The 14,267-nt window shown below is 52.2% G+C and carries 18 protein-coding genes and 1 tRNA gene; 6 read left to right on the forward strand and 13 right to left on the reverse strand.

Annotated features, from left to right (window positions below):
- Window positions 1–221 precede the first annotated feature (221 nt).
- Window positions 222–1,382: a glucans biosynthesis protein MdoC gene (gene mdoC, locus CSE01S_RS02530; protein WP_042283807.1), complete on the forward strand. Its 1,161-nt coding sequence runs from the start codon at window positions 222–224 to the stop codon at window positions 1,380–1,382.
- Window positions 1,383–1,393: 11 nt separating this feature from the next.
- On the opposite strand, the gene CSE01S_RS02535 is transcribed toward mdoC, so the two are convergent.
- From CSE01S_RS02535 to csgB, 6 genes are all read right to left on the reverse strand, one after another.
- Window positions 1,394–2,875: a phospholipase D family protein gene (locus CSE01S_RS02535; protein ID WP_052406267.1), complete on the reverse strand. Its 1,482-nt coding sequence runs from the start codon at window positions 2,873–2,875 to the stop codon at window positions 1,394–1,396.
- Entirely contained in the window at window positions 2,817–3,350 is a 534-nt protein-coding gene (gene ymdB / locus CSE01S_RS02540; RefSeq protein WP_042283812.1) for an O-acetyl-ADP-ribose deacetylase, read from the reverse strand. Before ymdB ends, CSE01S_RS02535 begins: the two co-directional genes overlap by 59 nt.
- An 89-nt stretch (window positions 3,351–3,439) precedes the next feature.
- Complete coding sequence (locus tag CSE01S_RS02545) at window positions 3,440–3,784, reverse strand: YmdA family protein (protein ID WP_052406268.1); 345 nt, start codon at window positions 3,782–3,784, stop codon at window positions 3,440–3,442.
- A 131-nt stretch (window positions 3,785–3,915) separates the two neighbouring features.
- A complete protein-coding gene (gene csgC, locus CSE01S_RS02550) occupies window positions 3,916–4,248 on the reverse strand; it encodes a curli assembly chaperone CsgC (protein WP_042283815.1) in 333 nt (110 codons plus the stop codon).
- A 59-nt stretch (window positions 4,249–4,307) separates the two neighbouring features.
- Entirely contained in the window at window positions 4,308–4,766 is a 459-nt protein-coding gene (gene csgA, locus CSE01S_RS02555; protein WP_042283817.1) for a curli major subunit CsgA, read from the reverse strand.
- Window positions 4,767–4,806: 40 nt separating this feature from the next.
- Entirely contained in the window at window positions 4,807–5,262 is a 456-nt protein-coding gene (gene csgB, locus CSE01S_RS02560; RefSeq protein WP_042283819.1) for a curli minor subunit CsgB, read from the reverse strand.
- 761 nt (window positions 5,263–6,023) lie between these two features.
- Between csgB and csgD the strand changes: the two genes are divergently transcribed.
- The 4 genes from csgD to csgG are packed head-to-tail and all read left to right on the forward strand — an operon-like array spanning window position 6,024 to window position 8,368.
- Complete coding sequence (gene csgD, locus CSE01S_RS02565) at window positions 6,024–6,674, forward strand: biofilm master transcriptional regulator CsgD (RefSeq protein WP_042283821.1); 651 nt, start codon at window positions 6,024–6,026, stop codon at window positions 6,672–6,674.
- 3 nt (window positions 6,675–6,677) lie between these two features.
- Entirely contained in the window at window positions 6,678–7,067 is a 390-nt protein-coding gene (gene csgE, locus CSE01S_RS02570; RefSeq protein WP_042283824.1) for a curli production assembly/transport protein CsgE, read from the forward strand.
- Between the two features lie 25 nt (window positions 7,068–7,092).
- Window positions 7,093–7,509, forward strand: a complete 417-nt coding sequence (csgF, locus tag CSE01S_RS02575) for a curli production assembly/transport protein CsgF (protein ID WP_042283826.1) — start codon at window positions 7,093–7,095, stop codon at window positions 7,507–7,509.
- A 25-nt stretch (window positions 7,510–7,534) separates the two neighbouring features.
- Entirely contained in the window at window positions 7,535–8,368 is an 834-nt protein-coding gene (gene csgG, locus CSE01S_RS02580) for a curli production assembly/transport protein CsgG (protein WP_042283829.1), read from the forward strand.
- Between the two features lie 46 nt (window positions 8,369–8,414).
- On the opposite strand, the gene CSE01S_RS02585 is transcribed toward csgG, so the two are convergent.
- From CSE01S_RS02585 to ghrA, 4 genes are all read right to left on the reverse strand, one after another.
- Complete coding sequence (locus CSE01S_RS02585; protein ID WP_131729058.1) at window positions 8,415–8,897, reverse strand: DUF1097 domain-containing protein; 483 nt, start codon at window positions 8,895–8,897, stop codon at window positions 8,415–8,417.
- A 100-nt stretch (window positions 8,898–8,997) separates the two neighbouring features.
- Window positions 8,998–9,552: a TorD/DmsD family molecular chaperone gene (locus CSE01S_RS02590; protein ID WP_042283836.1), complete on the reverse strand. Its 555-nt coding sequence runs from the start codon at window positions 9,550–9,552 to the stop codon at window positions 8,998–9,000.
- Window positions 9,553–9,575: 23 nt separating this feature from the next.
- The gene (locus CSE01S_RS02595) at window positions 9,576–10,313 is read right to left on the reverse strand and encodes a phosphatase (protein ID WP_042283839.1); all 738 of its coding nucleotides are present in this window, start codon (window positions 10,311–10,313) and stop codon (window positions 9,576–9,578) included.
- An 86-nt stretch (window positions 10,314–10,399) separates the two neighbouring features.
- Window positions 10,400–11,338: a glyoxylate/hydroxypyruvate reductase GhrA gene (ghrA, locus tag CSE01S_RS02600; RefSeq protein WP_042283841.1), complete on the reverse strand. Its 939-nt coding sequence runs from the start codon at window positions 11,336–11,338 to the stop codon at window positions 10,400–10,402.
- A 233-nt stretch (window positions 11,339–11,571) separates the two neighbouring features.
- Here ghrA and CSE01S_RS02610 point away from each other — a divergent pair.
- Window positions 11,572–11,659, forward strand: a tRNA-Ser gene (locus CSE01S_RS02610).
- A gap of 351 nt (window positions 11,660–12,010) precedes the next feature.
- On the opposite strand, the gene ruvB is transcribed toward CSE01S_RS02610, so the two are convergent.
- From ruvB to ruvC, 3 genes are all read right to left on the reverse strand, one after another.
- Window positions 12,011–13,021 carry a Holliday junction branch migration DNA helicase RuvB gene (ruvB, locus tag CSE01S_RS02620; RefSeq protein ID WP_042283850.1) on the reverse strand — a complete coding sequence of 337 codons (1,011 nt, stop codon included), beginning with the start codon at window positions 13,019–13,021 and terminating at the stop codon, window positions 12,011–12,013.
- Between the two features lie 8 nt (window positions 13,022–13,029).
- Entirely contained in the window at window positions 13,030–13,641 is a 612-nt protein-coding gene (ruvA, locus tag CSE01S_RS02625; protein WP_042284736.1) for a Holliday junction branch migration protein RuvA, read from the reverse strand.
- Between the two features lie 79 nt (window positions 13,642–13,720).
- Window positions 13,721–14,242: a crossover junction endodeoxyribonuclease RuvC gene (gene ruvC / locus CSE01S_RS02630; protein WP_042283852.1), complete on the reverse strand. Its 522-nt coding sequence runs from the start codon at window positions 14,240–14,242 to the stop codon at window positions 13,721–13,723.
- Between the last annotated feature and the right edge of the window lie 25 nt (window positions 14,243–14,267).

The following is a 14,267-nucleotide window of genomic DNA, read 5'->3' on the forward strand; positions in this document are numbered from 1 at the left end:
CCGATCTATTTTAATGGATAATCAGGCATTAGGACAACTGAATCCCTGTATTGTTCAGCACGCTGGCTCATGCTTTAAGCATCCGTCTGAGCCTTTTTCACTTTGCGTGCTTATCCTGGAGACAGGCTGCTGTCCTTCGTGTAGGGTTGCCCCCGAATGTAACTATTATTCGTCTTAGGGATAAGGCGATTAGTCTGAGAATCTGAGAATACGAAACCTCTATGAATTCCGTACCCGCGCAGCGTGAATATTTTCTTGACTCCATCCGCGCCTGGCTGATGTTGTTGGGTATCCCTTTCCATATCTCGTTAATCTATTCCAGCCACACCTGGCACGTGAACAGCGCCGACTCGTCATGGTGGCTCACCGTGTTTAACGATTTTATCCATGCATTCCGTATGCAGGTTTTTTTCGTTATTTCAGGGTATTTTTCATACATGTTATTTTTGCGTTATCCGCTTAAACGCTGGTGGAAAGTGCGCGTTGAGCGGGTCGGCATTCCCATGCTGACCGCTATTCCGTTGCTGACGCTGCCGCAATTTATTATGTTGCAATATGTGAAAGGGAAAGCGGAAAACTGGCACACGCTCTCTTTGTATGACAAATATAATACGCTGGCGTGGGAGTTAATTTCACACCTGTGGTTTTTACTGGTTCTGATAATATTAACAACCGTAAGCCTGTGGCTATTTAGTCTGCTGCGCAATAAATGGACAGCGGCGAATAAAATTCGTCTCACCACCCTTTCGATGTCAAAACTGACGCTGATCTTTTTATTCACCGGAGTCGGTTATGCGGCAATCAGACGAACGATTTTTAGTGTTTATCCGTCGATTCTCAGTGATGGCATGTTCAATTTCGTCGTCATGCAAACGCTATTTTATGTGCCTTTCTTTCTCCTCGGCGCGCTGACGTTTATTTCGCCGGAACTCAAAGCGCTGTTCACCAGGCCGTCTCGGGGCTGCACGCTGGGCGCAGCCTTCGCCTTCGCGGCCTATCTGTTGAACCAGCGCTACGGCAGCGGCGACGCCTGGATGTACGAAACGGAGTACGTGATCACCATGGTGATGGGACTGTGGATGGTTAACGTGGTGTTTTCATTAGGGCATCGCTTACTCAATTTTCAATCCGCCCGTGTGACTTACTTTGTTAATGCTTCGTTGTTTATCTATCTGGTGCATCATCCGTTGACGCTGTTCTTTGGCGCGTATATTACCCCGCATATCACCTCCAATCTGCTCGGGTTCCTTTGCGGGCTGGTATTTGTGATAGGTATTGCGCTGGCGCTCTACGAAATTCATTTACGCATACCGCTGCTGAAGTTCCTTTTTTCGGGTAAGCCTGCGGTAAAACAGAGTAAAAACGCCAGCGTGGCGAATTAAAACCCGCCCGGTTACAGCAGCCATTCGACAGGCAAAATGGTCGCCAGTCGCACCAGAACCCGCTTCCAGAACCCGGTTGCGGGTTCTTTTTTTAGCACGACTTCCCGGTCGTTCTGGTGGTCGACCCAGTTAATGCGCCCCCAGCGATCGAGGCGCAACTGCCAGGCGGCGTTGCGCTGGCTTTCAGTAAAGCGCTTATGAATCAGGGTCGCCAGCGACTCGCTTTCGATAACAAATCCCATCTCGGTATTCAGCAGCGTCGAGCGCGGGTCAAAATTGAGAGAGCCGATGAACACGTTGCGCCCGTCAATACTGAAGGTTTTAGCGTGCAGGCTGGAGCCGGAATTACCGGTCAACCCCCGATCGTGCACCACCGTTTCGTGCTCCCGGGTAGGCTTGAGTTCGTACAACTCGACGCCATAGCGCAACAGTTTTTTCCGCCAGCGGGCGTAACCGGCATGGACCACGGCAACATCATTGGCCGCCAACGAGTTCGTCAGAATCGCTATCCTGACGCCTTTTCTCACCAGTTGCAGCAGTTGAGCGACACCCGCCCGGGTCGGCACAAAATAGGCGGATATAATGTCAATCCGCTCCTCGGGCGATCCCATCACGTCGAATAATCGCTGCGGCAACAGCGAGTGACGCTGCGCTTTTCCCTCTCCTTTTGCCGGATCATCGCTAAGCAGCCGGGTTTTCGCCCAAATCAGCGGGAGAGAGGCGTGTTCAAGCTGCGACATAAACTGGCTGGTTTCCAGCTTATGCAGATAACGGCGCGTGATCTCATCGTTATACCAGGATTCCGGAAGCTCTATCCGTTCAGTGATCTCTTGCTCGGAAAGCGAAAGCACAGACTTGAGCGTCGAAACCGATCCGCAGCGCCAATAGCGCTCGAAATCATCGGCAACATCCTGCACCACCGGGCCAATAGCCATTACGTCGAGATCGGAAAACAGCGGTTCCTGCCCGGCGCCAAAATAGGCATCGCCAACGTTACGCCCGCCGACCAGCGTCACAACGCCATCCACGGTGAAGCTTTTATTATGCATCCGGCGGTTAAGTCTGGCGAAATCGGTCAGATAGCCCAGCGCCCGCAGCATGCGAAAGGAGAAAGGATTAAACAGGCGGACTTCAATATTCGGATGGCCGTCAAGCAGTTGCAGCGTATCGTCAAGGCCAGGCGTGTTGTTATCGTCCAGCAGCAGGCGGACGTGAACCCCGCGTCTCGCCGCCGCCAGCAGGACTGCGAACAGGAGTCGCCCTGACATATCATTTTCCCAGATGTAATACTGGATATCGAGCGTACGCTCCGCCATTTCGGCCAGCCGATAACGGGCGGCAAACGCATCAAGGCTGTCGTCCAGCGCCAGGATGCCGCACTTCCCCGGATGACGCTCACATACAGGGATAATGGCATACGCGAGCCGGGTCAACTCATTCGTCGCCTTGTTGGGTGAGTAAACGCTGGTAAAGTCGGGTAGTTTCTTCGTCATAACAGACAAAGTATATCTGCTCCGGTGAAGCGCGACGGGTGATGAAGTCTGAAACTGTGTTCACCGCAATTTCTGCCGCCGCCGCCCGTGGATAGCCATAGACGCCAGTGCTGATGGCCGGAAAGGCAATCGACTGATACCCATTCACCAGCGCCAGATTCAGACTGTTGAAGTAAGCGTCGTGCAGCAGTTGCGCTTCATTATGTTCACCGCCGCGCCAGACCGGGCCGACCGTATGTATCACCGCCTTCGCCGGTAGACGTCCTGCAGCGGTAATGACCGCGTGTCCGGTTGGACAATCGCCCTGCTGTTGCCGGACCTTCATGCAGGCCTCCAGCAGTTCCGGACCGGCTGCACGGTGAATGGCTCCATCAACCCCGCCGCCGCCCATCAGCGACGCGTTAGCGGCGTTAACGATCACATCAACAGCGACGGTGGTGATATCGCCGTGAATAACATGAATACGCGTTTCCATAGGTTCTCCTTGCAGAACGTTCTTTTTCAAGTGTACAGCAGGCTACCCAGTGAAATCGCCTTTTTCGTGCAGAGATTCCGTTGTCATTGTTAACGGTAATTGATGTTCATCACCGCGAGCGTTTTGTTTTTATCAATGTACTGCATGTTGACAGACGCGATCTGTTTAAAATGGTGAGGGGCGTTGATCAATTCCTGTGGTGAATAGTACTGAGTGTGGATTTGCCCTCCGCGATTGCAGGACAGCGCAAAGCGGTGTTGAACGCGATCCACCTCGCATGGCGGCTCGACAATCTGACCGGTAAAACGTATGACGCCCCCCTGGTGGTCTGCATCAGCTATCGCGACGGCGGAAAAGAGAGAAAAGAGACTAAGAGTTAAAACGGTTTTTAGTACAGTGACAGAAAGCTGCATCGTAATTTCCTCAATGATCATTCATCCTTGAGGGTTATGTTTTCCCTTACTGCTGCGATTGCCGGGTACGGGAGTAACGCCATCTGCGTTACTCTATTCATAGTCCAGCAAACTCACCTCCGCCACTCAAAAATGTACAAATAATCAGCAATTTATGACGATGTCGCAGAGGGCGGCCATTGTTGTGATAAATGCAGTGACTGTCCGTCAGAAACAGTAACAACTATTTTAACGGTGTCCTGTGGTGAAATAGTTAAGCTCAGTTTCGTCAAATCAATGGCTTGATTAGCTGGTAAAGAAAGCGTCTTTTTTTGCGTTGACTGGCTTCGCCCGGCGAGGCCTTCCCGAAGGGTCAAAATTTGTATCTGGCAGAGACAGGGTTGCGTCAATGTGACCTGCGGAATAATGGTGTACATCTCGCCTTGCTGATGGGTGGAAAAGGTGATCTGGCTGGACAAGGCGGCCAGAAGAAGAACCGTTTGCATAGAGACCTCGCAAAAAAAACAGGGCTTACGCCCTGTTTATTGTTCAGCGACTGGCTGAATCAGTATTGGTTGGCCGTCGCGTTGTTGCCAAAGCCAGCCTGTGACACCAGCACGCTGGAATCAGACGCCGTCTGGTTCACCAGCGCAGCGTTCTGCCCACCATACTGGCTGACAGTAATATCCGAGTTTTTGGCGTTCCACTGATCGATGGTCGCGTTGTTACGGAATCCACTCTGGGTCAGATCGATGGTGCTGTTGTCAGCCCCCTGGCCGACGTCGGCGCCGTTAGCAACGCCATTTTGATGAATAGTGGTATCCGATTTACGCGCATCGCTTTGCAGAGCAAGCGCAGCGTTATTCACCCCGGACTGATAGATGCTCAGGGTCGATTCCGGGCCAGAGCTGTTACCGTTGCCGCCGCCGTGATTACCGCCGCCACCCCATTGTGGAACGGAACCCGCCAGCGCACTGCCAGAAACGACGATTGCTGCAAATGCTGCCACTTGTACAAGTTTCATGGTAAACCCCCATCGGATTGATTTAATTGCCGCTCAGGTATTAGCGTTGAGTCACGCGAATAGCCATATGCGACTGTCTCTGCACAACAACTGCTGATTTCTGCGTACCGTATTGCGTAATATTCGCTTTATTACCCGAGCCTTTCTGGATAATCATCGCGCTATTGCCGTATTGATTTTGCGAAATACTGGCATCATTGCCCTGTCCCGTCTGATCGATATAAGCAATGTTATACGCACCGGACTGTTCCACCTTTGCGCGGTTATTTCCGCCTTCTTGCGAAATAACCGATAAAAGTTTAGATCCCTGCTGGCGTATCTTTGCATTGTTCTCCGTACCGACCTGACCAATTATGGCAGCCTGATTAAATGAAGATTTGCTTAATTCATTCACCGCAAAGTTATATTCCGAACCAGCTAAGTCATAACTGGTCGCGGTGGCAATCCCAGGCGCGCCCAGCATTGTTAATATCGCAAATAAGACTGTCTTCTTCATGTTATCACCCTGGACCTGGCGTTATATCAATTCAATAATACCCGCAGGGATTATTGTTAACGCCAAACCTAATTTGTTAACGCCGCGTTACGATGAAGAGTATGTCCGGGGAAACATTTTAAATAACTCACCCACCAGTTGTATTTTGTTATCCTCGCTCACACCAAAGTATGAATTCGCATTGCGTCGGGTGTTTTGCTCCGTAGATTATTTTTTGCTTCATTTCGGCACCCTGAATGGTGCTGGCATTCATCGCTCTGGTGATCCCATTACTGGCGTTGTAAACCGTTAGGCGCAGAAAAAGCTGAACAAGTCGTACAGGCCCGCCGTTTTTCTGTGGTTTACGTTGATCGGCAAGCGCGATCGTCAAAATGGAATTGACGCAGAGAGAAAAAATCCGTCATATCCGAATTAATATCATTATAAAACAAAGTATTAAGTTAATTTGTATGATTTTTTAAATGTGTGCAATTATTTTCCCCTGTACAACTTTCCTCTCAATTCTGAACGTATAATTCAGGACTAAATCATAAATTAATATATAATTTTACATCTTGTTACACGTTTAACACTTGCTTTAAGATTTGTAATAGCTAGATTGAAATCCAGCAGTCATTCATTGGTATTACTATTTTGTCCCATTCGGGCTGATTCTACTCTTTTTCTACACACAGCAGTGCAACATCTGTCAGTACTTCTGGTGCCTTCAATTTTTATCAGGCAGCTGTCAGATGTGCGACTAATAAAAGTGGGGTTTCATCATGTTTAATGAAGTCCATAGTATTCATAGTCCTACATTATTGTTAATAACCAAACCTTCCCTGCAGGCAACAGCTTTATTGCAACATTTAAAGCAGTCGCTGGCGATAAACGGGAAACTGCATAATATACAGCGTTCTCTGGAAGATATTTCGTCTAACGGTATTGTGTTAGTGGATATGATGGAAGCGGATAAGAAGCTTATTCACTATTGGCAGGATAATTTAAGCAGGAAAAACAACGCGATAAAAACGCTCTTATTAAACACGCCTGACGAATATCCTTTCCGGGATATCGAAAGCTGGCCGCATATTAACGGTGTGTTTTACGTCTCCGACGATCAAGAACGCGTGGTGCACGGTCTGCAGTGTATTCTGCGGGGCGAATGCTATTTTTCGCAGAAACTGGCCAGTTACCTCATTACCCATTCCGGTCATTACCGCTATAACGGTACCGAGTCAACGCTGCTAACGCATCGTGAAAAAGAGATCCTCAACAAGCTACGAATTGGCGCTTCTAATATCGAAATCGCCCGCTCATTGTTCATCAGTGAAAACACGGTGAAAACGCATCTTTATAATCTTTTCAAAAAGATAGCTGTTAAAAACCGGACTCAGGCGGTGTCGTGGGCAAACGATAACCTCAGGCGATAGCCCATGAAACGCGCAATAACCTGGCTGATTATCGCACACCTTTTGCTTGCTAACGCGAACCTACAGGCTGTTGAAGTGGAAGTGCCCGGCCTGATCACGGACCATACCGTTTCGTCTGTCGGGCACGATTTTTATCGCGCATTCAGCGAAAAATGGGAAAGCGAGTATACAGGCAATTTAACCATTAACGAGCGTCCCAGCGCGCGCTGGGGAAGCTGGATCACCATAACGGTTAATCAGGACGTTATTTTTCATATTTTTTTATTTCCAACGAAAAGAGATTTTGAAAAAACGGTGGTCTTTGCCCTTGCGCAAACGGAAGAAGCGTTAAACCGTCGGCAAATAGATAAAACGCTATTGAGCACCAGCGATTTAACACACGATGAATTCTAAATAACTTTCTTGTCCGGAGGCTGTCATGTCTGTCAAACATGCAGTAGTTGCATTCATGCTTATTTCACCCTTAAGTTGGGCCGGAAATATGACATTTCAATTCCGTAATCCCAATTTTGGTGGAAACCCTAATAACGGTTCTTTTTTACTGAACAGCGCACAGGCGCAGAATTCATACAAAGACCCAAGTTATGATGATGATTTCGGAATAGAAACGCCGTCCGCGCTGGATAATTTCACGCAGGCAATTCAGTCGCAAATTTTAGGTGGCTTACTTACCAATATCAATACCGGTAAGCCCGGAAGAATGGTGACCAACGATTTTATTGTGGATATCGCCAACCGGGATGGGCAATTGCAGCTAAACGTCACGGACCGAAAAACAGGCAAAACCTCGACCATCGAAGTGTCAGGTTTACAGTCGCAATCCACCGACTTCTAGGCATTAGCCGCGTAAGGAATTCATCATGCAGCGCTTAATAATTTTGATCGCCGTGACATTGCTCAGCGGGTGTTTAACCGCGCCGCCAAAAGAAGCGGCGAAGCCGACATTAATGCCCCGTGCGCAGAGCTATAAGGACTTAACGCATTTACCTGCGCCCACCGGCAAAATCTACGTCTCGGTCTATAACATTCAGGATGAAACCGGTCAGTTTAAACCCTACCCGGCCAGTAACTTTTCCACCGCGGTCCCCCAGAGCGCCACTGCAATGCTGGTAACGGCCTTAAAGGATTCCCGCTGGTTTATCCCGCTTGAGCGCCAGGGGCTGCAGAATCTGCTTAACGAACGCAAGATCATTCGCGCCGCACAGGAAAACGGTACCGTCGCGATCAATAACCGGATCCCGCTTCAGTCGTTAACCGCCGCGAATATTATGGTTGAAGGTTCGATTATCGGCTATGAGAGTAACGTAAAGTCGGGCGGCGCGGGGGCGCGCTATTTTGGTATTGGCGCCGATACGCAGTATCAGTTGGATCAGATTGCCGTGAATCTGCGGGTGGTTAACGTCAGCACCGGCGAGATCCTCTCCTCTGTTAATACCAGCAAGACGATTTTGTCTTATGAAGTCCAGGCGGGCGTATTCCGCTTCATTGACTATCAGCGGTTGCTGGAGGGCGAAATCGGCTATACCTCCAATGAACCGGTGATGCTGTGTCTGATGTCAGCTATAGAGACCGGCGTCATTTTCCTGATAAACGATGGCATCGACCGTGGGCTTTGGGATTTGCAGAATAAAGCGGAGAGGCAGAATGATATTCTGGTGAAATATCGACATATGTCGGTACCGCCAGAGTCATGATGAACATTTCACTGTCGGATGACAGCGCAGCGCCATCAGGCGCTGCTCATTTACTGATGACCGTTTGCACATTCTGCCTTTCGCGGCGCGAAGCCAGCCACAATCCACTGTTTTTCATCGCGAAGCCAAACAGCAGCCCCACCGCCAGCGAGGGCAATACCAGTCGCCAGTCGCCCTGTCCGGCAAACGTGGCGCAAGCGCCAATAAAGGTTCCCGGCACAAACGACAACAGCACCTGCCTCGCCTGGATGCACATCAGAAACGCCACGACGCCAGTCATGACGTAGCCAACGATCTCAAGATGCGGCGTCAGTGCGCTGCCGTGAATAATGACCAACGCCCACACCACCCCGCTTAACAGCGTTGAGGCCGAGATAACGAGGCCTTTCAGTCCGCCCTGCGGGCAGGCAAAATAGGCTGTACAGCCCAAAAAACCGGCCCAGCTCAGTAAACCAAGAGAAACGGCCACCCATCCCCAAATCCCGGAGAGGATGCCCGTCGTAATTGCAATACAGAGAAGTATGTTCATGCCGCGCATCATAGCAGAAAACGACATGATGAATGAGATCGCGCACACAAATCATGCAACAAGATTCGTACGTTACAAAACCAAAGTGATTTAGATCACATTACTCGTCAGACTCTTCCTCTAATTCATCCCACATCGCACCGATAGCGTCACGGGTAAGGGGCGCCATTGTCCGCCAAAACGGGGTAGCCGCATGGGCTTCCACTTTCCCCAGAAAAGTGCCGCACCACGGCAGGATATAATCAGCGAACAAGGTTTCCAGCGCTTCGCTTTCATCTTCCGCTGATTGATCTTCCAGCCATGAGGCCGCCAGCAGCAGAGTTCCAATATGATCGGCGGGCGTATCAGCAAGCGGCATCCCGCGCGCAGACAAAAATGCGCGCACTTCCGCTTCCGTTGCCCCTTCTACCCATGCGCTACGGTATGGCGGCACCGAACACTCCGAGCCGACAAACAGCGCGTTATAATCCGCCGCCAGCTGCGACATGTCGCAACTCTTCTGCAAACGGCTTAACAGTTCGTCCTGCTCAAGCGGCCAGTTAGCCGACAGCTTGCCCTCGCGAATAAGGGTAAAAAGCGGAACCAGCAACGGATCCTGGGGTTGGCGGTAATACAACGATCCCAGCACGCGGCACAGGATAGAAAACTCGTTCATCAAATTCGTCCAGTCAGTGGTAATTAAAGGTCTGCAAACTCTGGAATGGGCGCCATTCCGCGGGTCTCAAGGAAATTCAGCAACCGTCTCGGCGTCACGTTTAAAATGCGCTCTTCAGGGAAGCCCACATCATCCAGGATCTTACGGCACTCACCGAAGTCGCCCATGGTAAAAGCGGTATGGGAATCGGAACCCAGCGCAACCCAACCTCCGGCATCGCGTACCGCAGCAGCCACGGCGCGACAGTTGGCTTCGCTGCCCTTCCGGGAGTGCAGGAAGGAGGAGTTGTTAATTTCCAGCGCCACCTGATACTTTGCCGCGGCTTTGGCGATGGCGGTGATATCGACCGGATATTTTGGGTTACCCGGGTGACTAATGATATGCACCACACCGCTGGCCATGGTGTTGATCATTGCCTGGGTATGCGTGGCTTCATCATGTGGCGCAAAAACCGGCTCATGAAACCCGGCGATGATCAGATCCAGTGAAGTGAGCATGGGGCCGGTGCAGTCAATTTCACCGTCGACATTCTTGATATTCGCTTCAATGCCTCGCAGGATCCCTACCCCATCCACCAGCCGCGGCCAGATACGCATGTTGATAAAATGCCAGTGGTGCGGCGCATCCGCCATATCCGGGCCATGATCGGTGATCGCAAACAGCTTCAGCCCCTGGCGTTTCGCCTGCGCGATATAATCACTGAGGGTACTGTAGGCATGGGTGCTGGCAACGGTATGCATATGCAGGTCAACGGGATACATGTCTCTCTCCTGTAGTCATTTTTCGACAAGGATAGCAGGAATCGCCCACGTTTATTAGCGTTAACCCGGCGCAAGCCGGGCTGGCGTTAATAACCTCGCGTGCGATCGACCTGTCCGCTGACCGCTTCGCCATTTTCGAGGTGCTGAATAGTGCGCGAGATATACGCGACGGCTTCCGCCGGACGTGTCACTGCAGCCACATGCGGCGTCATTGCCACCCGGGGATGCGCCCATAGCGGGCTATCGGCAGGTAGCGGTTCACGACTGAACACATCGAGCATGGCGCCTTTCAATTTTTCGCGGTTCAGCGCGTCTAACAAATCGTCTTCATTGACATGCACGCCCCGCGCGAGGTTAAGTACATAAGCGCCGTCCTGCAATTGATCCAGCAGTTCGCCATTAATAATGCCGACCGTTTCTGCGGTATTGGGCAACAGGTTGATTAACACGCGCGTCTGGCTGAGAAACGCGCCAAGCTCTTCTGTTCCGGCAAAGCTCTCCACGCCTGGCCAGGATTTGCGGCTGCGGCTCCAGCAGCGTAGCGGAAATCCCCAGACCTGCAGGCTTTCGGCGACTTTCGCCCCCAGCACGCCTGCCCCCATGATGCCGACGGTAAATTCCTCGCGGCTGTATTCCGGTAGCGGTTGCCACTGGCGCTGATTTTTTAGCGCCTGGTAATCGTCAAAACGTCGGAACCAGTGCAGCACCTGACTGACCGCATATTCCTGCATTTGCAGGCCCATTCCGGTATCTTCCAGGCGAAATAGCGGGATTGCCGGGTCAAGCATGTTGGGATGGGCTTTGAGTTTGCTGAGTATTGAGTCCACTCCCGCTCCGAGTGCAAATACCGCCTTCAGTCTGCGACCTTCAAGCATTTCGACAGGCGGATGCCAGACCAGGGCGTAGTCCGCCGGATCGTTATCGCCCGGTTTCCATGCCCTCACTTTTGCGTTTGGGATAGCGTTTTCCAGTGCGGTGATCCACCAGGGGGTATCAAACGTAGGGTGATAAAAAATGATATCCATACTGACTCCTGCGGGTTGTTGTGCGGCATCGGGCGCACTTATTATCATCGTTTTCAAAAGGATGTTCAGCATAGCAAATTCCCGGACGCTGGCAAAAAAAGCAGTTTCCGCTCAATTAAGCTGCATGTTGGTGGAAGTTTGTGTAAACGCACGGTTTTTGCGAAAAGTTGATTGACGCAGGCGCGGTATTTCCCTAAATTAGCGCCCGTTCCGGTAACGCGGAGCGACAATTTGGTGAGGTGTCCGAGTGGCTGAAGGAGCACGCCTGGAAAGTGTGTATACGGCAACGTATCGGGGGTTCGAATCCCCCCCTCACCGCCATATTTGAGAAAGAGCCCGTACGAAAGTATGGGCTTTTTTTCGCATATGCACATTCCGGGGGGATGAGAACCCCCGACCGGGGTCGACAACGGGCGCAGCCCGTTGGACAGACCGGACGCGCAGCGAACGGGCTGCCCGCAGGGCGAGCGAAGCGAGTCAATCCCCCCCTCACCGCCATATTTGAGAAAGAGCCCGTACGAAAGTATGGGCTTTTTTTTCGCATATGCACATTCCGGGGGGATGAGAACCCCTGACCGGGGGGCGACAACGGGCGCAGTAAGCTCCCGCCATCTTCAGGGAAAACACCGCACACCTGATAAGGGTGACGCCATCAGGCGTCACTCAGCAGATTTAAGGCATTTCCGGCGGGGTGATACCAAAATGGTTCCAGGCCCGCACCGTCGCCATTCTTCCGCGTGGCGTACGTTGCAAAAAGCCCTGCTGAATTAAATACGGCTCCAGCACATCTTCAATGGTTTCGCGCTCTTCACCGATTGCCGCCGCCAGGTTATCGAGCCCGACCGGACCGCCAAAGAACTTATCAATCACCGCCAGCAACAGCTTGCGGTCCATATAATCAAACCCTTCCGCATCGACATTCAGCATGTCCAGCGCCTGGGCGGCAATATCCGCTGAAATCGTGCCATCATGCTTCACTTCGGCGAAATCACGGACGCGTCTGAGCAAGCGGTTGGCAATACGCGGCGTACCGCGCGCGCGTCGCGCGACTTCCAGCGCCCCGTCATCGCTCATCTCAAGCCCCATAAAGCGAGCGCTGCGGCCCACAATATGCTGAAGATCGGGCACCTGATAAAACTCAAGGCGCTGGACGATACCAAAGCGGTCGCGCAGCGGCGAAGTCAACGATCCGGCGCGGGTCGTCGCGCCAATCAGCGTAAACGGCGGTAAATCGATTTTGATAGAGCGCGCTGCAGGTCCTTCACCGATCATAATGTCCAGCTGATAGTCTTCCATCGCCGGGTACAGCACCTCTTCCACCACCGGCGACAGTCGATGGATCTCATCGATAAACAGCACGTCATGCGGTTCCAGATTGGTGAGCATCGCCGCCAGGTCACCGGCTTTCTCCAACACCGGGCCTGATGTGGTACGCAGGTTCACGCCCATTTCATTCGCCACGATATTCGCAAGCGTGGTTTTGCCAAGCCCCGGCGGTCCAAAAATCAGCAGATGGTCAAGCGCGTCGCCGCGCAGTTTCGCCGCCTGGATAAATATCTCCATTTGCGAACGCACCTGCGGTTGACCAATATATTCATCCAGTAATTTCGGGCGAATGGCACGATCGGCCACCTCTTCTGCAATGGTGGCGCCTGCCGAAATCAGGCGATCTGCTTCTATCATCCTTTACCTCATAACGCGGCGCGCAGGGCTTCGCGGATCAGTGTTTCACTGCTGGCGTCCGGGCGAGCGACTTTACTCACCATACGGCTGGCTTCCTGAGGTTTATAGCCCAGCGCCACCAGCGCCGCAACCGCTTCCTGCTCGGCGTCTTCCACCGCCGGGCTGGCCGGAGAGGTCAGCACCAGATCGGCCGCAGGGGTAAACAGATCGCCGTGCAGACCTTTGAAACGGTCCTTCATTTCGACGATCAGGCGTTCGGCGGTTTTTTTGCCAATGCCGGGCAGCTTCACCAGCGCGGCGGGATCTTCACGCTCGACGGCGTTAACGAACTGCTGTGCGGACATCCCGGAGAGAATTGCCAGCGCCAGTTTTGGCCCCACGCCGTTGGTTTTAATCAACTCTTTGAACAGAGTACGCTCTTGCTTGTTGTTGAAACCGTACAGCAGTTGCGCGTCTTCGCGCACCACAAAATGGGTAAAGACCGTCGCTTCTTTTCCGGATTCCGGGAGCTCATAAAAACAGGTCATCGGCATATGCACTTCGTAACCGACGCCGCCCACTTCAAGCAACACCAGCGGGGGTTGTTTTTCCAGAATAATGCCTCTGAGTCTGCCTATCACATTACGCTCCTGCGTTGGGGCCGAAAAATAAAGCTGTATCATAAAAAAAGGCTGGATAGATATCCAGCCTCATTTGTCATTATCGCAAGCGACCTCGCGCAAGATTGAGACGCGACTCGCTCATTTGCATCGCATTCTGACTGACGTGGCAGTGAGTGATGGCAATTGCCAGCGCATCCGCCGCATCGGCCTGTGGATTGGCCGGGAGTTTCAGCAAGGTGCGCACCATATGCTGCACCTGGCTTTTTTCAGCGCTACCGATGCCCACCACGGTCTGCTTCACCTGGCGCGCCGCATACTCAAATACCGGCAGCGCTTGGTTGACCGCTGCGACAATCGCCACGCCGCGCGCCTGCCCCAGCTTGAGCGCGGAGTCCGCATTCTTCGCCATAAACACCTGTTCAATAGCGAAGTAGTCTGGCTGAAACTGGGTGATGATTTCCGTCACGCCCGCGTATATCAGCTTCAGGCGCGACGGAAGGTCGTCCACTTTCGTACGGATGCAGCCGCTACCGAGATAGGTCAGCTGTCTGCCGACCTGACGAATTACGCCATAGCCGGTCACGCGAGAGCCCGGGTCAATACCCAGTATGATGGACATCACGCGCCTCCGGTGGTAACGGGAT

Source organism: Citrobacter sedlakii NBRC 105722 (assembly GCF_000759835.1).
Classification (GTDB): Bacteria; Pseudomonadota; Gammaproteobacteria; order Enterobacterales; family Enterobacteriaceae; genus Citrobacter_A; species Citrobacter_A sedlakii.